The sequence below is a fragment of the Pseudomonas sp. 21 genome, assembly GCF_000955805.1.
Lineage (GTDB): Bacteria > Pseudomonadota > Gammaproteobacteria > Pseudomonadales > Pseudomonadaceae > Pseudomonas.
Window position 1 is genome coordinate 518978 of record NZ_JYOA01000004.1, and the last position, 21526, is coordinate 540503.

24 protein-coding genes are annotated in these 21526 nt (G+C 65.7%); 13 read left to right on the forward strand and 11 right to left on the reverse strand.

Annotated elements, in window-relative coordinates:
* Positions 1–95: 95 nt before the first annotated feature.
* Complete coding sequence (locus UB43_RS12050) at positions 96–383, reverse strand: PA4642 family protein (protein WP_045210990.1); 288 nt, start codon at positions 381–383, stop codon at positions 96–98.
* A gap of 96 nt (positions 384–479) precedes the next feature.
* A complete protein-coding gene (locus UB43_RS12055) occupies positions 480–890 on the reverse strand; it encodes a hypothetical protein (RefSeq protein ID WP_371318955.1) in 411 nt (136 codons plus the stop codon).
* 225 nt (positions 891–1115) lie between these two features.
* On the opposite strand from UB43_RS12055, the gene UB43_RS12060 reads away from it, so the two are divergent.
* Positions 1116–2033, forward strand: a complete 918-nt coding sequence (locus UB43_RS12060; RefSeq protein WP_045210995.1) for a LysR family transcriptional regulator — start codon at positions 1116–1118, stop codon at positions 2031–2033.
* On the opposite strand, the gene UB43_RS12065 is transcribed toward UB43_RS12060, so the two are convergent.
* The 3 genes from UB43_RS12065 to UB43_RS12075 all read right to left on the reverse strand — a co-directional run bounded on the left by UB43_RS12065 (position 2017) and on the right by UB43_RS12075 (position 4693).
* Positions 2017–3441, reverse strand: a complete 1425-nt coding sequence (locus tag UB43_RS12065; protein ID WP_045210996.1) for an aldehyde dehydrogenase family protein — start codon at positions 3439–3441, stop codon at positions 2017–2019. The two genes, UB43_RS12060 and UB43_RS12065, sit on opposite strands and share 17 nt — an antisense overlap.
* 215 nt (positions 3442–3656) lie before the next feature.
* Positions 3657–4133 (reverse strand): WbuC family cupin fold metalloprotein, encoded by a 477-nt coding sequence (locus tag UB43_RS12070; RefSeq protein ID WP_045210997.1) that lies wholly within the window; start codon positions 4131–4133, stop codon positions 3657–3659.
* Between the two features lie 2 nt (positions 4134–4135).
* Positions 4136–4693: a hypoxanthine-guanine phosphoribosyltransferase gene (locus UB43_RS12075; RefSeq protein ID WP_017519718.1), complete on the reverse strand. Its 558-nt coding sequence runs from the start codon at positions 4691–4693 to the stop codon at positions 4136–4138.
* 155 nt (positions 4694–4848) lie between these two features.
* Here UB43_RS12075 and upp point away from each other — a divergent pair, with 155 nt between their 5' ends.
* The 3 genes from upp to UB43_RS12090 all read left to right on the forward strand — a co-directional run bounded on the left by upp (position 4849) and on the right by UB43_RS12090 (position 7952).
* The gene (upp, locus tag UB43_RS12080) at positions 4849–5487 is read left to right on the forward strand and encodes a uracil phosphoribosyltransferase (protein WP_045210998.1); all 639 of its coding nucleotides are present in this window, start codon (positions 4849–4851) and stop codon (positions 5485–5487) included.
* A gap of 3 nt (positions 5488–5490) precedes the next feature.
* A complete protein-coding gene (locus tag UB43_RS12085; protein WP_045211000.1) occupies positions 5491–6792 on the forward strand; it encodes a uracil-xanthine permease family protein in 1302 nt (433 codons plus the stop codon).
* Between the two features lie 161 nt (positions 6793–6953).
* Positions 6954–7952, forward strand: coding sequence for a lysylphosphatidylglycerol synthase transmembrane domain-containing protein (locus tag UB43_RS12090; protein WP_045211003.1), 999 nt, complete (start codon positions 6954–6956; stop codon positions 7950–7952).
* Between the two features lie 3 nt (positions 7953–7955).
* On the opposite strand, the gene UB43_RS12095 is transcribed toward UB43_RS12090, so the two are convergent.
* Together UB43_RS12095 and purU are read right to left on the reverse strand one after the other, a co-directional pair.
* A complete protein-coding gene (locus UB43_RS12095; RefSeq protein WP_045211005.1) occupies positions 7956–8135 on the reverse strand; it encodes a hypothetical protein in 180 nt (59 codons plus the stop codon).
* Between the two features lie 86 nt (positions 8136–8221).
* On the reverse strand, positions 8222–9073 hold the full coding sequence (gene purU, locus UB43_RS12100; protein WP_017519713.1) for a formyltetrahydrofolate deformylase: 852 nt from the start codon (positions 9071–9073) through the stop codon (positions 8222–8224).
* 258 nt (positions 9074–9331) lie between these two features.
* Between purU and mvaT the strand changes: the two genes are divergently transcribed.
* Positions 9332–9706, forward strand: coding sequence for a histone-like nucleoid-structuring protein MvaT (gene mvaT, locus UB43_RS12105; RefSeq protein ID WP_045211008.1), 375 nt, complete (start codon positions 9332–9334; stop codon positions 9704–9706).
* A 69-nt stretch (positions 9707–9775) separates the two neighbouring features.
* Here the strand turns inward: mvaT and sbcB are convergent, their stop codons facing one another.
* Positions 9776–11206, reverse strand: coding sequence for an exodeoxyribonuclease I (sbcB, locus tag UB43_RS12110; RefSeq protein ID WP_045211010.1), 1431 nt, complete (start codon positions 11204–11206; stop codon positions 9776–9778).
* 143 nt (positions 11207–11349) lie between these two features.
* On the opposite strand from sbcB, the gene UB43_RS12115 reads away from it, so the two are divergent.
* The 8 genes from UB43_RS12115 to UB43_RS12150 all read left to right on the forward strand — a co-directional run bounded on the left by UB43_RS12115 (position 11350) and on the right by UB43_RS12150 (position 20065).
* Positions 11350–12165, forward strand: a complete 816-nt coding sequence (locus UB43_RS12115; RefSeq protein ID WP_045211013.1) for an integral membrane protein — start codon at positions 11350–11352, stop codon at positions 12163–12165.
* 147 nt (positions 12166–12312) lie between these two features.
* Positions 12313–13080: an integral membrane protein gene (locus tag UB43_RS12120; protein WP_045211016.1), complete on the forward strand. Its 768-nt coding sequence runs from the start codon at positions 12313–12315 to the stop codon at positions 13078–13080.
* Positions 13081–13123: 43 nt separating this feature from the next.
* Complete coding sequence (locus UB43_RS12125) at positions 13124–13882, forward strand: RDD family protein (RefSeq protein WP_045211332.1); 759 nt, start codon at positions 13124–13126, stop codon at positions 13880–13882.
* Positions 13879–14865, forward strand: a complete 987-nt coding sequence (locus tag UB43_RS12130; protein WP_045211018.1) for a stage II sporulation protein M — start codon at positions 13879–13881, stop codon at positions 14863–14865. The genes UB43_RS12125 and UB43_RS12130 overlap by 4 nt, the downstream gene beginning before the upstream one ends.
* Complete coding sequence (locus UB43_RS12135; RefSeq protein WP_045211020.1) at positions 14852–16447, forward strand: DUF4129 domain-containing protein; 1596 nt, start codon at positions 14852–14854, stop codon at positions 16445–16447. The genes UB43_RS12130 and UB43_RS12135 overlap by 14 nt, the downstream gene beginning before the upstream one ends.
* The gene (locus UB43_RS12140) at positions 16444–17733 is read left to right on the forward strand and encodes a DUF4350 domain-containing protein (RefSeq protein WP_045211022.1); all 1290 of its coding nucleotides are present in this window, start codon (positions 16444–16446) and stop codon (positions 17731–17733) included. The genes UB43_RS12135 and UB43_RS12140 overlap by 4 nt, the downstream gene beginning before the upstream one ends.
* A complete protein-coding gene (locus UB43_RS12145) occupies positions 17730–18740 on the forward strand; it encodes a MoxR family ATPase (RefSeq protein WP_045211024.1) in 1011 nt (336 codons plus the stop codon). Before UB43_RS12140 ends, UB43_RS12145 begins: the two co-directional genes overlap by 4 nt.
* Complete coding sequence (locus UB43_RS12150; RefSeq protein WP_045211026.1) at positions 18737–20065, forward strand: DUF58 domain-containing protein; 1329 nt, start codon at positions 18737–18739, stop codon at positions 20063–20065. Before UB43_RS12145 ends, UB43_RS12150 begins: the two co-directional genes overlap by 4 nt.
* A 71-nt stretch (positions 20066–20136) precedes the next feature.
* On the opposite strand, the gene UB43_RS12155 is transcribed toward UB43_RS12150, so the two are convergent.
* The 3 genes from UB43_RS12155 to UB43_RS12165 form a co-directional block, all read right to left on the reverse strand.
* A complete protein-coding gene (locus UB43_RS12155) occupies positions 20137–20496 on the reverse strand; it encodes a PilZ domain-containing protein (RefSeq protein ID WP_045211028.1) in 360 nt (119 codons plus the stop codon).
* A gap of 60 nt (positions 20497–20556) precedes the next feature.
* On the reverse strand, positions 20557–20979 hold the full coding sequence (locus UB43_RS12160; RefSeq protein WP_045211031.1) for a DUF4124 domain-containing protein: 423 nt from the start codon (positions 20977–20979) through the stop codon (positions 20557–20559).
* An 87-nt stretch (positions 20980–21066) separates the two neighbouring features.
* On the reverse strand, positions 21067–21435 hold the full coding sequence (locus tag UB43_RS12165; protein WP_045211033.1) for a lipoprotein: 369 nt from the start codon (positions 21433–21435) through the stop codon (positions 21067–21069).
* Between the last annotated feature and the right edge of the window lie 91 nt (positions 21436–21526).

The following is a 21526-nucleotide window of genomic DNA, read 5'->3' on the forward strand; positions in this document are numbered from 1 at the left end:
GGCATGGCCCGCTCCTGCAGGGAGAGTCAGGTGATTACCCACGCAACAGAAACAAAAAAGCCCGCACAAGGCGGGCTTTCAGCGACTCGCAGCGATCAGCCGCGGGCAGCCTTGATCACTTCGATGTAGGGCTCGGCCTGGCGCTGGTCCTGGATCAGGGCGATGAAGTCCTGGCCCTGGGCATCCTTGGCGGACAGGTCGTAGCCAGCTTCGACGAAGAAGCCGACGAAGCGCTCGAAGTCGTCGATGCGCAGGCCGCGGTAGGCCTTGACCAGCTTGTGCAGGGACGCCGGAGTGTCGTCGGCCGGTTCCACGTCGAGGAACAGCTTGATCTCGGCGTCGTTGATCTCTTCGCCAATCACCTGCTTCTTGTCTTTACGCATCGCTCGCTTCTCTCTACGGCTGTCTCGGGGATCGCGGCCGGCAACGGCTGGCCGGGCACCACGGGTCGGGCAGTTTACCCCTGCGCCGGGCGCGGCTCAACGCGCACGCACCGCGCCGGTATGCAGGTCGGCCCAGATATGACCGTTGCCGTAGGCGAGGAACTGCACGTAGACGGTACCGTTGCGCAGCAGGTCCAGCAGTTGTGGATAAGCCGCCTGCGGGTAATACAGGCTGAGCACGCGGGTCTTCTCGTCGTAGGCCGGCTTCTTCAGGCTCTTGCCCTCGGCATCGAAGCTGATGACCACCTGGCTGATCTGCGCGCCCTTGTTCAGCGGCTTGCCCTTGAGGCGCAGCAGCGACGGCGTGGTGATCGGGATCGGCTGCTGGTTGGACTGGCGCTGGTTGCCCAGCACCACGCTGTATTCGGTGACCTGCAACAGTTGCTGCTGCTCCGGCTCGCCCTGACGCAGGCCGGCGTCGTCCGGCGGCAGGAACTGGCTGTGCATCGGCGCGGCAACGGCCCCAACGGCAAAACCGAGGGGAATGCAGAACAGCAGCGCCAGCACGGCGCCCGGCATGCGAACGGACATCATCACCTCCGCGGGACAGGGCCGGGCACTCTAGCACGCACGCCGAGCACGACGACAGGCACGCATGGCAAGCCCGCCGATACATTGATAGCCTTCGAAGTCATCAACCCAATACATCGCCGGCCACAGATCGAAACCGACATGCTGCACAACGTCTCCGACCTCGACCTGCGCCTGCTGCGCATCTTCGCCTGTGTGGTGCGCTGCGGCGGATTCTCTGCCGCCCAGGGCGAACTGGGCATGGGCCAGTCGACCATCAGCACGCACATCGCCAGCCTGGAGACACGCCTGGGCTACCGCCTGTGCGAGCGCGGCAAGAGCGGCTTCCGCCTGACCGAGAAAGGCGAGCGGGTGCTGGACTACGCGCAGAACCTGTTCGCTGCGCTGGGGGACTTCCGCGATCAGGTGCAATCCCTCGCCGGGCGCCTGGTCGGCGAGCTGCACCTGGGCCTGGCCGACAACATTGCCACCCTGCCCGACGCACGCATCCACCACACCCTGGCGCGCTTCAACCGGCGCGACCAGGACGTGCGCCTGCATTTCCTCATCGAATCCTCCAGCGAACTGGAGCGCCTGGTGCTCAGCGGCCGCCTGCACCTGGCCATCGCCTGCTTCAGCCGGCGCCTGCCGAACCTGCGCTATGAGCCGCTCTACCACGAGCGCGTGGCGGTGTTCTGCGGGCGCGAGCATCCGCTGTTCGACAAGGACGTGAGCGACGCCGCTGAACTGGAGACCTGCAACTGGATTCAACACGGTTACGCCGTCGCCGACGTGCAACTGCCAGCCGACCCGCAGCGCAGCACGGCCTTCGCCCAGCACATGGAAGCGGTCCTGCACGCGGTGCGCGCCGGTACCCACCTGGGCTACCTGCCGACGCACTACGCCGAACGCTGGGTGGAACAGGGCGAGATGCGCGCTCTGCTGCCGGACAGCCTCGGCTACGGCATAACCCACAGCCTGGTGGTGCGCGACGAGCCGGGGCATAACGAAGCGCTCCAGGCGCTGGTCGAGGACCTGCGCCTGGAGCACGGGGTGACGCCGATCAGCGCGGCGCGGTGATGTGCTTGATGTCGAAGAATGCCGACAGCCCCCACGGGCCCAGCTCGCGGCCGATGCCGCTGCGCTTGCCGCCGCCCCAGGAGGTCTGCGGGAACACCACTTGCGGCGAATTCAGCCAGACGTTGCCGGCCTCCAGGTTCTCGGCGACACGCTGGGCGCGGTGCAGATCGGCGCTGCACACGGTGGCGGCCAGGGCGAAGTCGCTGTCGTTGGCCTGACGCAGGGCATCGGCTTCATCGCTGAAGGTACGCACGCACAGCACTGGGCCGAAGATTTCCTCGCGCCACAGGCGGCTGTCCGCCGGCACGTCGGTGTACACGGTCGGCTGGATGAACCAGCCCTCGGCCGCTTCGCCGCCGGTCAGGCAGGCCAGGCCTTCGTCGCGGGCCACGGCGAAGTAGTCGAGCACCTTGCGGTACTGCGCTTCGCTGGTCATCGGGCCCATGTCGGTCTCGCCCTGCAGTGAGTCGCCGACGCGCAGACCCTCCACCGCCACCTTCAGCTTCGCCAGCAATGGCTCGGCGATGGATTCCTGCACCAGCAGGCGCGAGGTGGCAGAGCACATCTGCCCGGCGTTCCAGTAGACGCCGGCGATGATCCACTGCACAGCCTCGTCCAGGTCGCAGTCCTCGAACACCAGGATCGGCGACTTGCCGCCCAGCTCCAGGCCCACCGGCAGGGTGCGCGCGGCAGCGGCTTCCATGACCTTGCGGCCAACGACGTTGCTGCCGGTGAAGGACAGCTTGGCGATGCCCGGATGGCTGCACAGCGCAGCGCCGGCATCGGCCAGGCCCGGCACCAGGTTCAGCACGCCGGCCGGCAGGCCGATGGCGTCGGCGATCTCGCCCAGCACCAGTTCGATCAGCGGGGTGATCTCCGAGGGCTTGAGCACCACGGTGCAGCCGGCGGCCAGGGCCGGTGCGACCTTCCAGGCGCTGGTCACCAGCGGGAAGTTCCACGGCACGATCAGGCCGACCACGCCGATGGGCTCGAAGCGGGTCTGCGAGCGGTAGCCGGCGTCCGGCAGGGCCACTTCGGCGTTCTGCCGGGCGTCCAGTTGCTCGGCCAGCTCGGCGTAGTAGGCGAAGGTGGCGATGGCATCGCCGATATCGATTTCCGCTTCCAGGCGCGGCTTGCCGCTGGCCTGCATCTGCAGGGCGATCAGCGCTTCGCTGCGGGCTTCGAGCTGCTCGGCGAAAGCTCGCAGGTAACCGGCACGCTGGGCGGCGCTGGTCAGTTTCCAGTCGGCGAAGGCGCGCCTGGCGGCAGCGACGGCGCGCTCCACGTCGGACGCACCGGCGCAGGCGACTTCCGGCAGCGCTTCACGGGTGGCGGGAGCGATCGGGCGCAGGACGGCGCCGCTGTCGGCGGCTTGCCATTGGCCATCGATATAAAGGAGACGGGACATGCGAACCTCGGGCGGTTGTCTTGTGAGGGTCGCAGGATAGATGGGGCATGCATTGGCAAAAATGCACGTTAGCCCATGCATGCATCGAGCAATCTCGATGCATGATCGAACGTAGGAGCGGACTCCGTCCGCGATCGACTCACCACCACTCCGCTCGACCAGGGAGTTGGGCGAAGCCATCGCGGACAGAGTCCGCTCCTACGCGCGTGCCGGGTTCAGAGCGGGAATTGGGAGCGCATCCAGGCCAGGTACTCGGCGGCGCCCGGCTCGCCTTCGCGCGGCGCCCATTGCCCGCGCTCGTCCTCGCCCAGCGGCACGAAGGGGCCGGCCTTGGCTTCGAACATGATGCTGTCCGGCTCCAGCGCCACGATGGCGTGGAAGGTGCCCGGCGGCAGGTCCGCGCCGACGCACTCGCCGCCCGCGCGCAGGACGCGGGTCGTCAGCAGTTCACCGCTGTCGGAAAAAATCAGCAGGCCCAGCGCGCCCTTCACCACCAGCAGGCTTTCGGCCTTGTCCGGGTGGCGGTGGCAATGCGGCGGGATGTAGCTGTCGGGCTGCAGCGCATTGAGCAGGCGATGGCAGGGCTCGGTCTGCTCATGGAAATTGTGGTTCTGCCGGCGCCGGGGGCTGGCGGCGGCACGGGCCGCGACCTCGTCGAACAGCGCACTGTCGAGAAAACGCGGCCCGCTCATCGTCAGAGGCCTTTTACGGCGAAGATGCCGGCGGCGTTGCGCCAGTAGCCCTTGTAGTCCATGCCATAGCCGAAGATGTAGCGGTCGATGCAGGACAGGCCCACATAGTCGGCCTTCAGGTCCGGACGGGCCTTGCGGTCGTGATCCTTGTCGATCAGCACGGCGGTGTGCACGCGCTTGGCGCCAGCATGCTTGCAGAAGTCCATGATCGCCGAGAGGGTGTGCCCTTCGTCGAGGATGTCGTCGATGATCAGCACTTCGCGGTCGATGAAGGAGATTTCCGGCTTGGCCTTCCAGAACAGCTCGCCACCGGTGGTCTCGTTGCGGTAACGGGTCGCATGCAGGTAGGAGGCTTCCAGCGGGAAATTCAGCAGCGGGAGCAGCTTGCCGGAGAAGATCAGGCCGCCGTTCATCACGCAGAACACCACCGGGTTGGTGTCGGCCAGCGAGCCATTGATGGCCTCGGCCACACGGGCGATGGCGGCCTCTACCTCGGCGTTGGTGTACAGGCAGTCGGCTTCGGCCATGACTTGGCGGATGTGCGCGAGATCGACGGACATGGGGGTTCTCCCGTGAAAAAGTGCGCAAAGGTACCTATCGGCGTGCCACGGAGCAAGGGTCAGCGGACGAATGTCGCCGACAATCGTGGCCCAAGGTAGCTAGGATGCATTACGCTACCGCAATTTTTTTGCCAGCCCGCCCGGAGAACCCGTCCATGCCAGTCCTCGAGATCCGCCATCCCCTGATCCGCCACAAGATCGGACTGATGCGCCGTCACGATATCAGTACCAAGAACTTCCGCGAGCTGGCCCAGGAAGTGGGCGCCCTGCTGACCTACGAGGCGACCAAAGACCTGCCGCTGGAAAACTACGAGATCGAAGGTTGGGCCGGCCCGGTGCAGGTCGAGAAGATTGCCGGCAAGAAGATCACCGTGGTGCCGATCCTGCGTGCCGGCATCGGCATGCTCGACGGCGTGCTCAGCCTGATCCCGGGCGCCAAGGTCAGCGCCGTCGGGGTTGCGCGCAACGAGGAAACCCTCGAAGCGCACACCTACCTGGAGAAGCTCGCGCCGGACATCGCCGAGCGCCGCTCGCTGATCATCGACCCGATGCTGGCCACCGGCGGCTCCATGGTCGCCACCATTAACCTGCTCAAGAAAGCCGGCAGCAAGGACATCCGCGCCATGGTGCTGGTGGCGGCCCCGGAAGGGATCAAGGCAGTCAACGATGCGCATCCGGACGTGCTCATCCTGACCGCCTCCATCGACCAGTGCCTGAATGAACACGGTTACATCATGCCGGGCCTGGGCGATGCCGGTGACAAGATCTTCGGCACCAAACAGAAGGAAACCTGATTCATGGCCGATGAATTCAACGAACCTCTGTGGCGCCAGGTCATCTCTGGCGCACAGATGCTCTTCGTGGCCTTTGGCGCGCTGGTGCTGATGCCGCTGATCACCGGCCTGGACCCGAACGTCGCGCTGTTCACCGCCGGCTTCGGCACCCTGATGTTCCAGATCGTCACTGGCCGCCAGGTACCGGTGTTCCTGGCGTCGAGCTTCGCCTTCATCACCCCGATCATCCTCGCCAAGGGCCAGTTCGGCCTGGCGGCGACCATGGGCGGCGTGGTGGCGGCAGGCTTCGTCTACACCTTCCTGGGCCTGGCGGTGAAGGTCAAGGGCACCGGCTTCATCGACCGCCTGCTGCCGCCGGTGGTGATCGGCCCGGTGATCATCTCCATCGGCCTGGCCATGGCGCCGATCGCCGCCAACATGGCCATGGGCAAGGCGGGTGACGGCACCGAGCTGATCCCCTACAAGACCGCCATGTTCATCTCCATGCCGGCGCTGCTGACCACGCTGATCGTCGCGGTGTTCGGCAAGGGCATGCTGCGCCTGGTGCCGATCATCGCCGGCGTACTGGTGGGCTATGGCCTGTCCTTCGCCTTCGGTGTGGTCGATGTCGCGAAGATCGTCGCCGCGCCCTGGCTGGAGCTGCCGAAGTTCACCGCGCCGGAATTCAACTGGCAGGCCATCCTGTTCATCGTCCCGGTGGCGCTGGCCCCGGCCATCGAACACATCGGCGGCGTCATCGCCGTGGGCGGCGTGACCGGCAAGAACTACCTGAAGACGCCGGGCCTGCACCGCACCCTGCTGGGCGACGGCATCGCCACCTCCGCAGCCGGCCTGTTCGGCGGCCCGCCGAACACGACCTACGCGGAAGTGACCGGCGCGGTGATGCTGACCAAGAACTACAACCCGAAGATCATGACCTGGGCGGCCGTGTTCGCCATCAGCCTGGCCTTCGTCGGCAAGTTCGGCGCCATCCTGCAGAGCATCCCGGTACCGGTGATGGGCGGCATTCTCTGCCTGCTGTTCGGCACCATCGCCTCGGTGGGCATGAACACCCTGATCCGCCACAAGGTCGACCTGTCCCAGGCGCGCAACCTGTGCATCGTCTCGGTGACCCTGGTGTTCGGCATCGGCGGCGTGCTGATCGGCACCGGCACCGGCCCGGACGACTTCGGCCTGAAGGGCATCGCCCTGTGTGCCATCGTCGCGATCCTGCTGAACCTGATCCTCCCCGGTGAGGAAGGCTGGGAGAACAAGGCGCTGGAGCAAGGCGCCGGCGACGCTTCCTCCGAGAAGCCCGCCGAGTGAGGCAAGGGCGCCGCCTGAGCGCGGCGCCTTTCCCCACGAAAAGTTCGGCGAACGCAGCCTGCCGATGACGGTCCACTCTGGATGACAGCTCGATCCCCACAGGAGGCTCTGGTTATTCGCTCCACCTCGCACTCCCCGCTTCATCTGCCAGAGACGCGCCCGTGAGCCGCGCCTGGTGGCTGTTGCTCGGTCTCATCGGCGCCTCGCTGATCCCCCTGGCCCTCGGCGGCCGGGAGATGCTCGACCACGTCCTGGCCTTCCCCCTCGACCAGTTGCTGATCATGTTCGGCATGATCTGCCTGTGCTGGCTGATCAACGCGCAGAAGCTCCGCGTGCTGCTCAACGGCCGCGCCGGCGAGATCGGCAAGGTACGCTCGGTGGGCATCATCATGGCCTCGGAGTTCGCTTTCTATGCGACCCCCGGCGGCACCGGCGGCCCACTGACCCTGATGGCGCTGCTTGCCCGCCACGGCATGCGCCCGGCGCACAGCAGCGCGATCTTCGCCGTGGACCAGTTGAGCGACCTGCTGTTCTTCCTCTGCGCGCTGGCGGCGGTGCTGGTGTGGGCGCTGTCCCACAGCGTCAGCCCGAACCTGGAGACGTCGCTGATCACCAGTGGCGTGCTGCTGGGTGGGATCTTCTTCGGCGTGGTGCTGCTGGCGCGCTTCCAGCGCCGGGTGATCAAGGCCAACGGCCGGCTATTCAGGCGCCTGGGCATGAAACCGCGCACGCGCCTGCACTGGGCGCGCAAATGCCTGCACTTCCGCGACACCCTGGTGAGCTGCCTGCGCCAGCCCAAGCGCCGGCTGCTGCTGATTTTCTTCTTCACCTGCTGCCACTGGGTACTGCGCTTCTCGGTGCTCTACATCACCCTCAATGCGCTGGGTGTGGACCTGCACTGGGCCTGGGCCTTCCTGATCCAGTTGCTGTCGCTGGCCGCAGGCCTCGCCACGCTGCTGCCGGGTGGCGCGGGTGGTACGGAACTGACCAGCGCCGCGCTGCTCGCCCCGCTGGTGGGCAAGTCCACGGCGGCCGCGGCCATCCTGATCTGGCGCGTGGTGACCTACTACTTCTACCTGGTGATGGGTGCGCCGGTGTTCGCCCTCATGGCGGGGCGTCCGCTGCTGCGCAAGCTGATCGGGATGCGCGAACGCGCCTGAAGCTCAGTCGCTGGCGGGCTTGTCCTGCTTCTGCTCAGGCTTGAGCGAATCCCAGAGCTCGGCGGCGCCGGGAAACTCGGTGCCGTCCTCTTCGCTCAGCGCGTCGGGATCGTAGCGGCTGGTACAGCCTTCGCCCAGGGTGGGCGGCGGGGTGGCGGTGCCGGGGTTCTTCGGGTCGCTCATGGCAGTGTCTCCGTAGGGCGCAGCGCCCGCCGTCGGTGGACGGCGGGAGCATGCGGAGTACCCAGTCTGGAACGAGACCGCGTGGATCAGTCGAACACCACGGTCTTGTTGTCGTGCACCAGCACGCGGTCTTCCAGGTGGTAGCGCAGGCCGCGGGCCAGCACCAGCTTCTCCACGTCCTTGCCCAGGCGCACCAGGTCCTCGATGTTGTCGCGGTGACTGATGCGCACCACGTCCTGCTCGATGATCGGGCCGGCGTCCAGCTCCTCGGTGACGTAGTGGCAGGTCGCACCGATCAGCTTAACGCCACGCAGCGACGCCTGGTGATACGGCTTGGCGCCGACGAAGGACGGCAGGAAGCTGTGGTGGATGTTGATCACCTGGTGGCGGTACTTCTGGCACAGGTCCGGCGGCAGGATCTGCATGTAGCGCGCCAGCACCACGTTGTCGGCCTGGTGTTCGTCGATCAGGCGCGACACCTGCTCGAAGGCCGGCTGCTTGTTCTTCGGGTCCACCGGGACGTGGAAGTACGGAATGCCGTGCCACTCCACCATGCTGCGCAGGTCATCGTGGTTGGCGATCACACAGGGAATCTCGCAGTCCAGCTCGCCGCTGTGCCAGCGGTGCAGCAGGTCGGCCAGGCAGTGCGACTCGCGGCTGGCCATCAGCACGACGCGCTTCTTCACCGAGGAGTCGGTGATGCGCCACTCCATGGAGAACTCGCGGGCAATCGGTGCGAAGGCCTGGCGGAAACCGTCGATATCGAACGGCAGGGAATCGGCACGAATCTCATGCCGCATGAAGAACCAGCCGTTGTCGTTGTCAGAATGGTGACTGGCCTCGGTGATCCAGCCGTTGTAAGTGGCCAGGAAATTACTCACCTTGGCGACGATGCCGACCCCGTCGGGGCAGGCGATCACCAGTCGGAAAGTGCGCATGGGTGTACTCCAGATACATCGCGAAGGCCGCCATTCTAGCGGCTCGAGGGGAAAAGATCAGCCATTGCCGCGGTGCGCCGACGAGAGCCAGTTCGGTGCATTGCGAGTGCATCGATTAATTACCAGAGAATGAACTAGTTAAATAAGTCGACAATTACCGACAAAACTTTTCCCAAGCATTTACTTGAACAACTTCGCTGACTATTATGTCTGCTACAAACTTTCCGCCACCGCTGGACCCAGAACAAGGTACCCAACATGTCGCTGATCAACGAGTACCGCGCTACCGAAGAAGCCATCAAGGAACTTCAGGAGCGCCTGAAATCCCTGGAGCAGGACGACAAGCTGAAGAAAGAGCTTGAGTTCGAAGAGAAACTTCGCGCACTCATGGCCAGCTACGGCAAGTCCCTGCGTGATGTCATCGCCCTGCTCGATCCGGACGCGAAGCTGAGCAAATCGCCGCGTGCCGCAAAAGCCACCGTGAGCAAGCGCGCTCGCAAGGTCAAGCAGTACAAGAACCCGCACAACGGTGAAGTGATCGAAACCAAGGGCGGCAACCACAAGACCCTCAAGGAATGGAAAGCCAAGTGGGGCGCCGAGGCCGTAGAAGGCTGGGCCACGCTGCTGGGCTAAGCCTTGCACAGATGAAAACGCCAGCCTTGCGCTGGCGTTTTTTATTGCCCGCAGAAAAGTGTGCGTGCGCTACAGGCCATAGCGCGCGCGCAGCACCTGCGCATACTTGTCCCACTCTTGCAGCACCAGACGGCCGGCCGGCGTGGCATTGACCAGTTGCTCGCTCATTGCCGCGGCAAAGTTATCCAGAGTATTCGGCGCGCCCCACTCGGCCTGACTCAGGCGTGCACGGCAGAAGTCCTGCCATTGTTGCTGTTCCGTGGCACTCAAAGTTTCGGGGAAATTGCGCGCCCGATAACGGAAGAGCAGTTCGGGAAGTCGCGCATCATCAAACGGCCATTGCTCTTTCACCAACCGCGCGGGATCGGCCTGGCGCACCTGCTCGCACAATCGGCGATCACGGTCACCGATAAATCCGTCATACAACTGCTGCTCGGGATCTTCACTGCCGGCAAAACTTTCCTCTGCATACAGGGGAGCAAGTTTGTCCTGCCAGATTGCCTTCGCGTCGGTCAGTGTCCGCGCCGCCGCCAGGCAGGCATCGAGGTCCAGGCCGATGCGCTCGCGATCTTGCGGGCGCAGTACGGACAGCGGCGCCACCACCGGGCAGCGATTGACGTGCAGTAATTTCAGCGGCACCGGCAACTCGCCTTCCTTCAACTCGTCACGACGTGTGTAGAGACGCTTGCGCAGGGTTTCCGCATCCAGCTCCAGCAACGGCGATACATCGACTCCCAGGTCGCAGACGATCAAGGCGTTGCGATTGCGCGGGTGCCAGCCCAGCGGCAGCACCACGGAGAGATAATGCCGCGCCGCGGAGAACATGCCGGAAATGTGCACCTTCGGTTGCAGCAAACGTATCTGGTCAAGCACGCCCTGCTTGCTGCGCAGTCGATAGAGATAGTCGTAGAGCTTGGGTTGCCGGTCACGTACCAGCCGCGCCAGGGCAATGGTGGCGCGCACGTCGGACAGCGCGTCGTGTGCCTGCCCGTGATCGATACCGTTGGCCGCGGTGAGGCGCTCCAGCTTGAGGCTGACGATGCCGTCCTGCTCGGGCCAGGCGACGCCTTCAGGGCGCAGGGCGTAGGCCGTGCGCACCATGTCGATCAGGTCCCAGCGGCTGTTGCCGCCCTGCCATTCCCGCGCGTAAGGGTCGAAGAAGTTGCGGTACAGGCTGTAACGCGTCACTTCGTCGTCGAAGCGCAAGGTGTTGTAGCCCGCCACGCAAGTGCTCGGCCAGGCCAGTTCGGCGTGCAGGCGAGTCATGAATTCGGCTTCGCCCAGGCCGCGCTCCTCCAGGCGATCCGGGGTGATGCCGGTGACCAGGCAGGCAGCCGGGTGCGGAAGGATGTCATCGCTGGGCCGGCAATAAAGGTTCAGCGATTCGCCGACCTCGTTGAGGTCCTCGTCCGTGCGAATGCCGGCCACCTGCAGCGGTCGGTCGCGGCGCGGGTCGATGCCGGTGGTTTCGTAGTCGTACCAGAAGATGCTGGCGTTCATCGTTTTTCCTTGCCTGCAAGCGAGTGCGTCGCAGTCTAACAGTGCTGCCGGCCACACTTCCAAAACGCCTCGCTGGCACCTAGCCAGCTCTGACCTTTATGATGGGCGTCGCAAGGACACACCCACTGGAAAGGACTTTCCTCATGCAAGACACCGCTGCACAGAATCCCTACAGCGTGCCGCAGAGCAACCTCGAACCGCACGTGGCTCAGGGGGCCGTACCGTCTATCGGCGAGGCGCTGAATCGCGGCTACAACTTCAGCCTCAATGACCTGCTGGGCGAATCCTGGCGGCGCACCAAGGGCACCAAGGGCCTGATTCTTGGGGGCTTCATCGTCTTCTATGCGGCGATTTTCGCTCTGGTGAACGTGCTCAGCCTGTTCCTCACCGTGGTCGGCGTGGCCGGCATCGCCGGGATGGGCCTGCTCTCCGGCGCAGAGCCGGATGGCGGCATGGCCGTAGGCGCCATCATTGCCTTCATCCTCGCGTCACTGGTCCTGAGCTTCGCCGCTACCGCCCTCTGCTACCCGCTACTGGCCGGCGTGAACATGCTGGGTATCCGCCGTGCTGCTGACCAGCCGCTGCGCTTCAACGAAGTCTTCAGCCATTTCGGCCGCACCTTCCAGGTGGTGGTCTGCGTGCTGCTGAGCAGCGTGCTGATCTGCATCGGCTACTTCCTCTTCGTGCTGCCGGGCATTTATCTGAGCGTCGCCTACATGCTCGCGATTCCGCTGGTGGTCGAGCGCGGCCTGTCGCCCTGGGCGGCCCTGGAGGCCTCGCGCAAGGCGATCAGCCAGCACTGGTTCAAGGTTTTCGGCCTGCTGCTGGTATTCGGCCTGCTGTTCATGCTCAGCACCCTGACCTTCGGCATCGCGCTGATCTGGGTGATGCCGTGGCTGATCGTCGCCATCGGCGTGCTCTACCGCACCATCTTCGGCGTGCTGCCGGTCAACGCTTGAGGATTGCCGGAAGGCGGTGTGCCGCGCCGCCTTCCGGCAGTGGTATCACAGAAAATTCCACGGATTAATCGAGAAGCGTGCCTACAACCAGCACTAGCCTGCCCCGTCAAACTCCTGCGCCCAATTTCGCGCCATTGGAGCAATCAGATGAGCACCGAGACGTCTCCCAATCCATTCGCACCGCCTGCCAGCGCCCTGCAGGACCCGATCGCCAGCGGCACGGTGCCAAACATCGAAGAAGCCCTGGCCCGTGGTTATGATTTTTCCATCGATGGCCTGATCAAGGATGCCTGGCAGCGCGTCAGCGGCAGCAAGGGCCTGATCATCGCCAGCGTCATCATCTATGGCGTCATCGTCCAGGCCGTCAGCTTCGTGCTCGGCCTGATCTTCGGCGTGGGCTACGCAGCCTCTGGTGCCGAAGCCAGCATCGGAGCAGCCATCCTGCAACTCGTTGTGGGCATCCTCGCCGGTGCCGTGGGCTACCCGTTCCTCGCCGGCATCAACATGATCGGAATCCGCCGAGCTGCTGACCAGCCAATCTCCTTCAACGAAATGTTCAGTCACTTCGGCCAGTTCGTTCCGCTGCTGATCACCGGCCTGGTCATGACCGTGCTGGTCTACATCGGCCTGTTGCTGCTGGTCCTGCCGGGCATCTACCTGAGCATCGCCTATTTGCTGGCTATCCCCTTGGTGGTAGAGCGCAAGCTGAGCCCCTGGCAGGCACTGGAAGCGTCGCGCAAGGCCATTACCCAGCATTGGCTCAAGGTCTTCGGGCTGTTCCTCTTGCTGGGCCTGATCATGCTGCTGAGCGCCATTCCGCTGGGTATTGGCGTGGTGTGGACGCTGCCGCTGGCAATCATCTGTGTCGGCGTGCTGTACCGCACCATCTTCGGCGTGCTGCCACCCGCCAACTGATCGACTGCCAGCGCGGTTGCCTCGCCGCACCGCGCTGGCTAGCATCTGGCCCCTACGTCATCGACAGCGATATCCCTTGAGCTCAGCAGAATTCTCTTCTCACGCGCCCGTCCTGGACACCCGCTACCACGTGGAAACCCCGGAAGGGATCGACCTGCTGCTGCGTCCGGCCGGCGTCGTTCCCCGCGCCCTCGCCTACCTCATCGACCTGGGAATCCGCGTCCTGCTGATGGTGGCGCTGTTCATGCTGCTGGCCTTCCTCGGCGAGCTGGGCACGGGCCTGGGGTTGATCCTCACCTTCATCATGACCTGGTGGTACATGGTGCTTTTCGAAGTGCTCAACCAGGGCCGCTCGCCCGGCAAGCAGATGATGGGGCTGCGCGTCGTGCACGACGACGGCACGCCGATCGGCTGGTCCGCCTCGCTGCTGCGCAACCTGCTGCGCTTCGCCGACATCCTGCCCTTCGCCTATACCCTGGGGCTGCTCAGTTGCCTGTCCAACTCCGGGTTCAAGCGCCTGGGCGATCTCGCCGCCGGCACCCTGGTGATCTACCGCGATCCGCCGCCGAGCCGCCCGCAGGTATCGGAGGCCACGCCGGAGCTCGCGCCATGGCCGCTGAGCCTGGAGGAGCAGCGCGCACTGATGAGCTTCGCCGAGCGCGGCGGGCAGCTGTCCGCTGCCCGCCGCGAGGAGCTGGCCGGCATCCTCGCGCAACCGTTGGGCGTAGCCCCCGAGCAGGCAGAGGCACGCCTGAACCGCATCGCCAGCGGCTTGCTCGGCAGCGGGACGGGCCACCCATGAAACAGGCCTTCTTCGAACAGCGCCACCAGGGCAGCTGGAAACGCTTCGCCAAACGACTGGAGCTACTGGAAGCCGGCAAGCGCCAGGAGTCGAGCGAGAAACCTGAAGAGTTTGCCGCCGATTACCGGCGCATCTGCCAGCAACTCGCCCTGGCCCAGGAGCGCGGCTACAGCAGCCACCTGATCGACCAACTGCAACAGCTCGCCATGCGCGGCCACCAGCAGTTCTACCGCCACCGCAGCCACCTGGGCGCGCGTATCCTCGGCTTCCTGGTCGCAGGCTTCCCGCGCCTGGTGCGCGAGGAATGGCGCTGCATCGCCATTGCCAGCCTGCTGTTCTACGGCAGCCTGCTGCTGATGGGCGTGCTGGTCTACCACTTCCCCGACCTGGTCTACAGCGTCATGGCGCCGGAGCGGGTTTCCGAGATGGAATCGATGTACTCGCCGGACACCACGCGACTGGGGCCGATGAGCACGCGGGACGCCGGCGATGACTGGAAGATGTTCGGCCACTACATCATGAACAACATCGGCATCGCCTTTCAGACCTTCGCCAGCGGTCTGCTCTTCTGCGTCGGCACCCTGTTCTTCCTGCTGTTCAACGGCGTGGTGATCGGCACGGTAGCCGGCCACCTGACCCAAGTTGGCTACATCGAGACCTTCTGGTCCTTCGTCATCGGTCACGGTGCCTTCGAACTGACTGCGATCACCTTCGCCGGTGCCGCCGGCCTCAAGCTCGGCTGGGCGCTGCTCGCCCCCGGCCGCCTGAGCCGCCTGGAAGCCCTGCGCCAGGCCGCCGCCCGCGCCGTGCAACTGATCGGCGGGGTGATCCTGATGCTGCTGATCGCCGCCTTCGTCGAGGGCTACTGGTCCTCCGTCACGCACTTCTCGGCAACGGTGAAGTACGTGGTCGGCGCCTGCCTTTGGCTGCTGGTGGGCAGCTATTTCCTCCTGGCCGGACGGGGTCGCCATGCGCCTGACTGACGCCAGCGTCGCCATCCGCCCACGCAGCGCCTGGGAGGCGCTGGACCTCGGCATCCTGCTGGCGCGCCGTCACGCCGGCCTGCTGATGGCCAGCTGGGCGATCGTCACCCTGCCGGTGTTCGTGCTGCTCTCCGTGCTGCTGTGGAACTACTCCAGCTGGGCGGTGCTGATCTTCTGGTGGCTCAAGCCGGCCTTCGAACGCCTGCCGCTGTACATCTTGTCGCGCTCGCTGTTCGGCGATACGCCGACGCTCAAGGAAGCCCTGCGGGCCTTCCCCGGCCTGCTCAAGACGCAGTTGCTGCCCAGCCTGCTGTGGCGCCGGCTGAGCCCGACGCGCAGCTTCGACCTGCCGGTACTGCAGCTCGAAGGCCTCAAGGGCCAGGCGCGCAGCCAGCGTCTGGTGGTGCTCGGCCAGCGCAATGCCGGCGGCGCCACCTGGCTGACCATCGTCGGCATGCATTTCGAACTGGCGTTGTGGCTGGGCCTTTCCGCGCTGATGTACCTGATGCTGCCGCAGCAGTGGGTGGACGACTGGAAATGGCAGTCGCTGATCAGCGTGGCGCAGGGCGACTGGGCGTGGCTGGAGCACGTCAGCAACCTGATCTACGCGCTGCTGCTGATCGTCTGGGAACCGGTGTACGTCGCCTGCGGCTTCACCCTCTACCTCAATCGCCGCACCGAACTGGAAGCCTGGGACGTCGAACTGGTGTTCCGCCGCCTGCGCCAGCGCCTGATCGGCAGTGCCTATGCCCTGCTGCTGATGGTGGCCGGCGCGTTCGCCCTACTGCCGGCCAATGACGCGCTGGCGGCTGGCTCGGAAACCGGCGGCAAGGCCAGCCAGAGCTGCCCGCTGCCCGACCAGAATCCCGACGGCCCGCAGGGTGCCCGGCTGACCCAGCAGAAACTCAACAGCGAGGACTCGCGCAGCGCCGCGGAAAATATCCTCGCCGCCCCACCCTTCAAGAACAGCGAGAAGGTCACCGGCTGGCGCCTGCGCGACGACAAGAAAGAAGAAAAACCGGCTGACCCGGATGACGCCAAACGCCTGAAGCGCTTCTTCGAGGCACTGGAAAACTGGAAGGCCTTCAAGTTCGCCGCGCAAGGCATCGAAGTGCTGCTCTGGGGCATTCTGTTCACCGTCATCGCCCTGGTCATCTGGCGCTACCGCGAATGGCTGCGGCTGTTCGTCGGACGCATCGGCCTGCCGCAGAAGCCGCGCCGTGAAGCGCCCAGCGTGCTGTTCGGGCTGGACCTGGCGCCGGAAACCCTGCCCAGCGACGTCGCCAGCGAAGCCGAGCGCCTGTGGGACGAGCAACCGCGCGCCGCCCTCGGCCTGCTCTACCGCGCCCTGCTCAGCCGCCTGCTGCACGACTTCCGCTTGCCACTGCGCGAATCGACCACCGAGGGCGAGGTGCTGGTACGCGTGGCCGACCTCAACGACCCGCCGCTGGACAACTTCGCCCGCAGCCTGACCCAGCAGTGGCAGGCGCTCGCCTATGGCCACCGCACGCCACAGGCTGAACTCAAGCAGCAACTGTGCGGCGAATGGCGCCACCTGTTCGGCAGCGAGGTGCGGGCATGAAGCGCGGCAACCTCGCCCTGCTGGTGCTGCTCGTCCTGCTCGTGCTCGGCGGCATCGGCTACTACCTGTACCGCAACCTCGAACCCTACACCGAGACCGTCGAACACGGCGCCTCCCCGGAAGCTCGCGCCAACCCCTATCTCGCCGCCGAAATGTACCTGCGCGGTCGCGGCATCCGCGTCACCACCGCCCGCGGCATGGAAGTGCTGGACCAGTTGCCGAGCAAGGGCCAGACCCTGATCCTGCTGGGCACCCGCGAGAACGTCACGCCGGCACAGAACGCGCGGCTGCTCGACTGGGCCAATCGCGGCGGCCACCTCATCGTCACCGCAGAAAGCCTGTGGGACGAAGACGAAGGCAAGAGCGGCGACGCACTGCTGGATCAGTTGGGCGTGCAGCAATTTCTCACCTCCGACCTGAAGGACAAGGAGGAGGAGAAATCCGCTCCGACCGACGAGAAGTCCGCAGAGGCGTCCGAAGACCAGACGCCGGACAGCGCCGCCAAACCGGAAGTGGAAGAAGAGCATCCGGACCAGGCCTCCAGCGCCAGCGACAACGCCGCAGCAGAGGCCGATCCCTATCCGGACCTGACCAAGCTCTACCTGGAAAACGAGAAAGCCCCGGCCTACTTCGACTTCGACACCGACTACCACCTGTTCGACTCGAAGAACCTTGCCTACGCCTGGGCCAACAGCGCCGATGCCACCCACCTGCTGCAACTGCAGCAGGGCCAGGGCTTGATCACCGTGCTCACCGACAACTGGCTCTGGCAGAACGGCGAACTCGACTCCTACGACAACGCCTGGCTGCTCTGGTACCTGGCCCAGGACAGCGCCGTTACCCTGGTCTACCGCGCCGACGGCACCAGCCTCATGACCCTGCTGATGCGCTACTTCCCGCAGGCACTGCTGGCCGCCGCCCTGTTGCTGGTGCTGGTGCTCTGGCGCAATGGCCTGCGCCAGGGCCCGCTGCAGCCCAATCCGGACCGCAGCCGTCGGCAACTGGAAGAACACCTGCGCGCCGGCGCCGACTTCATCCTCCGCCAGCGCGGCCAGCTCGCCCTGCTGCAAGGCCTGCAACGAGATGTGATGCGCCGGGCGCGGCAACGCCAGCCCGGCTTCGACCGCCTGCCGGTCGCCGAACAATGGCAAGCTCTGGGCCGCATGACGCGCATGTCGGCCAGCGCCATCAGCCAGGCCATGCGCCCCTATCCGCAACAGCGCATGGCCGTCGCCGAATTCACCCGCCAGGTCGCGCACCTGCAAAGCCTCAGGAATGCCCTATGAGCGAACAGACGCCTGAACCCTCCAGCCCCACGACTCCCAATGCCGCCGCCCAGCGCCAGCGCGCCAGCCAACTGGCCCAGGCGCTGCGCCATGAGCTGCAGAAAGCCCTGATCGGCCAGCAGGCCGTGATCGACGACGTGCTCACTGCCCTGCTCGCCGGCGGCCATGTGCTCATCGAAGGTGTGCCGGGCCTGGGCAAGACGCTGCTGGTGCGCGCCCTCGCCCGCTGCTTCGACGGCGGCTTCGCGCGCATCCAGTTCACCCCCGACCTGATGCCCAGCGACGTCACCGGCCACGCCGTGTACGACCTCGCCACCGAGCAGTTCAAGCTGCGCAAGGGGCCGGTGTTCACCCACCTGCTGCTGGCCGACGAAATCAACCGCGCCCCCGCCAAGACCCAGGCCGCGCTGCTGGAAGTGATGCAGGAACGCCAGGTCACCCTCGAAGGCCGCGCCCTGCCGGTGCCGCAGCCGTTCATGGTGCTGGCCACGCAGAACCCCATCGAGCAGGAAGGCACCTACCCGCTGCCCGAAGCCGAGCTCGACCGCTTCATGCTCAAGCTGCGCATCGACTATCCGCTGGAGGCCGAGGAGCAGACCCTGGTACGCCAGGTCACCCGTTCCGCGCGCAGCGACATGCTCGACGTGGCGCCCATACGTGCCCTGCTCAAGGACAAGGACGTGCTGGCGCTGCAGAAGATCGCCGCGGACCTGCCCATCGATGACCAGGTGCTCGACTACGCCGTGCGCATCGCCCGCACCACCCGCAACTGGCCGGGCCTGGCGCTGGGCGCCGGGCCCCGCGCGTCCATCGCCCTGGTGCGTTGCGCTCGCGCTCGCGCCCTGTTGCGCAGCGGCGACTTCGTGATTCCGGACGACGTCAAAGGCAGCGCCCTGGCCGTGCTGCGCCATCGCGTGCGCCTGTCGCCGGAACTGGAGATCGAAGGCCTGTCGGTGGACCAGGTGCTGCAACAGCTGCTCGACCAGGTACCGGCGCCGCGCGTATGAAGCCATCGCGCGCGCTCCTCGCGCTGCTCGGCGTCCTGCTGGCGATCGCCATCGCCCTGGGCGCGGCCGAAGCCCTGGACTCGGGCTCGGCGCTGCTCGGTCGTCTCTGGTGGGGTGCGCTCTGCGCGCTGGTCCTGCTGGTGCTGGCCGATGCCCTCTGGCTGCGCCGCACACCCTCGCCCGAGCTGCGCCGCCAACTGAGCGGCAACCTGCCGCTGGGCCGCTGGAGCGAGGTGCGCCTGCAATTCCACCACCGCTACGCCCAGCCACAACGCATCACGGTATTCGACCACCTGCCCGCCGGCATGGACTTCGAATACCTGCCGCAGACCGTGGAGCTGCACCCTGGCGAACAGACCGAACTGGGTTATCGCGTGCGTCCGCTGTCCCGCGGGCACTTCGTCTTCCAGCGCTGCGAGATCGAGCTGTCCAGCCCATTGCGCCTGTGGAAGGGCCGGCGCTACCTGGAACAGCGCGACGAAACCCGCGTCTACCCGGACTTCGCCCGCCTCTACGGTGCCGAACTGATGGCCGTGGACCACTGGCTCAACCGCATCGGCGTGCGGTCTGGGCAGCGCCGTGGGCTGGGCCTGGATTTCCACCAGCTGCGCGAGTTCCGCGACGGCGATACGCTGCGGCAGATCGACTGGAAGGCCACCGCACGCAAACGCACGCCCATCGCCCGCGAGTACCAGGATGAACGCGACCAGCAGATTCTCTTCCTGCTCGATTGCGGCCGGCGCATGCGCAGCCACGATGGCGATCTTTCGCACTTCGACCACTCGCTCAACGCCAGCCTGCTGCTGGCCTACGTCGCGCTGCGCCAGGGCGACGCCGTGGGCCTGATGACCTTTGCCGGCGACCAGCCGCGCCACCTGCCACCGGCCAAGGGCAGCGCCCAGCTCACCGCCCTGCTCAACAGCGTCTACGACCTGCGCAGCAGCCAGCGCCCGGCGGACTTCCCCGCCGCCGTGCAGGCCGTGCTGACGCGCCAGCGCCGCCGCGCGCTGGTGGTGATCGTGACCAACCTGCGCGACGAGGATGACGAGGAACTGGTGGCCGCGGTGAAACGCCTCGGGCGTCAGCACCGCGTGCTGGTCGCGAGCCTGCGCGAGGAAGTGCTCGACCGCCTGCGCCAGGCGCCGGTGGAAGGTTTCGAAGAAGCCCTGGCCTACTGCGGCGCGGTGGATTACCTGAACGCCCGCGCCGGGCTGCACGAGAAGCTGGCGGCCCATGGCGTGCCGGTGCTCGACACGCGGCCGAGCCAGCTGGGGCCGGAACTGATCAGCCGTTACCTGGGCTGGAAGAAAGCTGGCGCGCTGTAATCGTGCGCCACAACCGGACGCCGACTCCGTGGCGTCCCACACCGTGCAGATCGGTCAGCGCGTCCTGCGCTTCAGACCGACTCCACCTGCCGGCGAAAACTGAAATAACGGCGCAGCGCGTCAACCAGCTCGACGTACTCCGTCGGCGGCGACACCAGGCTGAATCCGGAATCGTAGTTGCCCGGATTGACGTCCTCGCGGCACCACTGGCAGGTGGCAGCAAACTCGATCAGTTGCAGCTTGCCGTCGTGGCCGGGGATCTTCAGGCGCATTTCGAAGCGGCCACCCACCAACATCGGCAGTTGGCTGATCAGGAGCAGACCATCCAGCGACACATTGCCCAGGTAGCCCATCGGTTTGTCGGTGATGCTGTTGAACACCTTCAGGTAGTAGGGCAGCTGATGGCGCTCGATATGTCGTTGATGACGCATAATGGCGTTTCGCTATGAAATATCGTCCAGTATGACGATGCCGCCCATGCAGGGCCAGTCCTAACGACAACCTTCCGCAAGCCGAGCGCTAAGCGCCTGACGAGCGGCGTCGAGCTGTGCATCGCTGTAGTAAGTCCTTTCACCACTGCTGGTCTGCGTGAAGTACCGCCCGCCATGACTGAGCGACTCCAGGTCACGGCGCCAATTCGCGCACTGCTGATCCAGCTTGGCCTGCTGCTCCGCCGCCTGGTTCTGGGCGGCAGCGCTTTCATCTCGACGCGCGTCGTAGAAGCGGCGGGTGCGTTCCTCCCGCTCGCGGGTCGCGGCGTCACGTTCGATGACCTGCGGCTTGACCTCGACGCGTTGCGCCCCCGGCGGTGGGGTTTCGCTGAAGTGTACCTTTCCCTGAGCGTCGGTCCAGCGGTAGATATCCGCCGAAGCCAGCAGGGGGAAACACAAGGCGCAGAGCCACAGGGCGCGCATTCCTACCTCCTTGCATGGTGCACTCAAGAGATTAGCCAGCTATGAGCTGCGCTCAAGCCGGCCCGCGACCGCCGGTCAGGGCATCGCTCAGGGGGTGGGCGTATCGAGGCGCAGGTCGTTGGGCAGACGGCCATTCAAGCGCAGCGTTTCCAGCCGCGCCTTGGCCCGGTACGCATACTCACTGGTGGGGTATCGGGCGACGATGAACTGGTAGGTCTGCGCCGCGTCGACGTAGAACTTCTCACGCTCCAGGCACTGGCCGCGCAGCATGGAGATTTCCGGCTGGATCCACGGCCGCGCACGGGCCTTTCGCTCGGTTTCCGAGAGCTCCAGCTGCACGCGCTGGCAGTCGCCACTCTTGTACGCGCGGTAGGCATTGTTCAGGTGATAGTTCATCGACCAGCTGGTGCAGCCGGTAACACTCAGCGCCAGCAGCGCGAGGAAAAGGGTTCGCATGGGCATATCCTCCGTTGGGAAGTGTATCGGCCCGTCTTGGCCGTACTGTAGCCCGCCACTAGACTCACGTGGACTTCGCCCTGGCGCAAAG

What these genes read in the sequence shown, in the direction of transcription:
- UB43_RS12050 (WP_045210990.1), bottom strand. Translation starts at nt 383, where the DNA reads ATGCGTAAAGACAAGAAGCAGGTGATTGGCGAAGAGATCAACGACGCC.
- UB43_RS12055 (WP_371318955.1), bottom strand. Translation starts at nt 890, where the DNA reads ATGCACAGCCAGTTCCTGCCGCCGGACGACGCCGGCCTGCGTCAGGGC.
- UB43_RS12060 (WP_045210995.1), top strand. Translation starts at nt 1,116, where the DNA reads ATGCTGCACAACGTCTCCGACCTCGACCTGCGCCTGCTGCGCATCTTC.
- UB43_RS12065 (WP_045210996.1), bottom strand. Translation starts at nt 3,441, where the DNA reads ATGTCCCGTCTCCTTTATATCGATGGCCAATGGCAAGCCGCCGACAGC.
- UB43_RS12070 (WP_045210997.1), bottom strand. Translation starts at nt 4,133, where the DNA reads ATGAGCGGGCCGCGTTTTCTCGACAGTGCGCTGTTCGACGAGGTCGCG.
- UB43_RS12075 (WP_017519718.1), bottom strand. Translation starts at nt 4,693, where the DNA reads ATGTCCGTCGATCTCGCGCACATCCGCCAAGTCATGGCCGAAGCCGAC.
- upp (WP_045210998.1), top strand. Translation starts at nt 4,849, where the DNA reads ATGCCAGTCCTCGAGATCCGCCATCCCCTGATCCGCCACAAGATCGGA.
- UB43_RS12085 (WP_045211000.1), top strand. Translation starts at nt 5,491, where the DNA reads ATGGCCGATGAATTCAACGAACCTCTGTGGCGCCAGGTCATCTCTGGC.
- UB43_RS12095 (WP_045211005.1), bottom strand. Translation starts at nt 8,135, where the DNA reads ATGAGCGACCCGAAGAACCCCGGCACCGCCACCCCGCCGCCCACCCTG.
- purU (WP_017519713.1), bottom strand. Translation starts at nt 9,073, where the DNA reads ATGCGCACTTTCCGACTGGTGATCGCCTGCCCCGACGGGGTCGGCATC.
- mvaT (WP_045211008.1), top strand. Translation starts at nt 9,332, where the DNA reads ATGTCGCTGATCAACGAGTACCGCGCTACCGAAGAAGCCATCAAGGAA.
- sbcB (WP_045211010.1), bottom strand. Translation starts at nt 11,206, where the DNA reads ATGAACGCCAGCATCTTCTGGTACGACTACGAAACCACCGGCATCGAC.
- UB43_RS12115 (WP_045211013.1), top strand. Translation starts at nt 11,350, where the DNA reads ATGCAAGACACCGCTGCACAGAATCCCTACAGCGTGCCGCAGAGCAAC.
- UB43_RS12120 (WP_045211016.1), top strand. Translation starts at nt 12,313, where the DNA reads ATGAGCACCGAGACGTCTCCCAATCCATTCGCACCGCCTGCCAGCGCC.
- UB43_RS12130 (WP_045211018.1), top strand. Translation starts at nt 13,879, where the DNA reads ATGAAACAGGCCTTCTTCGAACAGCGCCACCAGGGCAGCTGGAAACGC.
- UB43_RS12135 (WP_045211020.1), top strand. Translation starts at nt 14,852, where the DNA reads ATGCGCCTGACTGACGCCAGCGTCGCCATCCGCCCACGCAGCGCCTGG.
- UB43_RS12140 (WP_045211022.1), top strand. Translation starts at nt 16,444, where the DNA reads ATGAAGCGCGGCAACCTCGCCCTGCTGGTGCTGCTCGTCCTGCTCGTG.
- UB43_RS12145 (WP_045211024.1), top strand. Translation starts at nt 17,730, where the DNA reads ATGAGCGAACAGACGCCTGAACCCTCCAGCCCCACGACTCCCAATGCC.
- UB43_RS12150 (WP_045211026.1), top strand. Translation starts at nt 18,737, where the DNA reads ATGAAGCCATCGCGCGCGCTCCTCGCGCTGCTCGGCGTCCTGCTGGCG.
- UB43_RS12155 (WP_045211028.1), bottom strand. Translation starts at nt 20,496, where the DNA reads ATGCGTCATCAACGACATATCGAGCGCCATCAGCTGCCCTACTACCTG.
- UB43_RS12160 (WP_045211031.1), bottom strand. Translation starts at nt 20,979, where the DNA reads ATGCGCGCCCTGTGGCTCTGCGCCTTGTGTTTCCCCCTGCTGGCTTCG.
- UB43_RS12165 (WP_045211033.1), bottom strand. Translation starts at nt 21,435, where the DNA reads ATGCGAACCCTTTTCCTCGCGCTGCTGGCGCTGAGTGTTACCGGCTGC.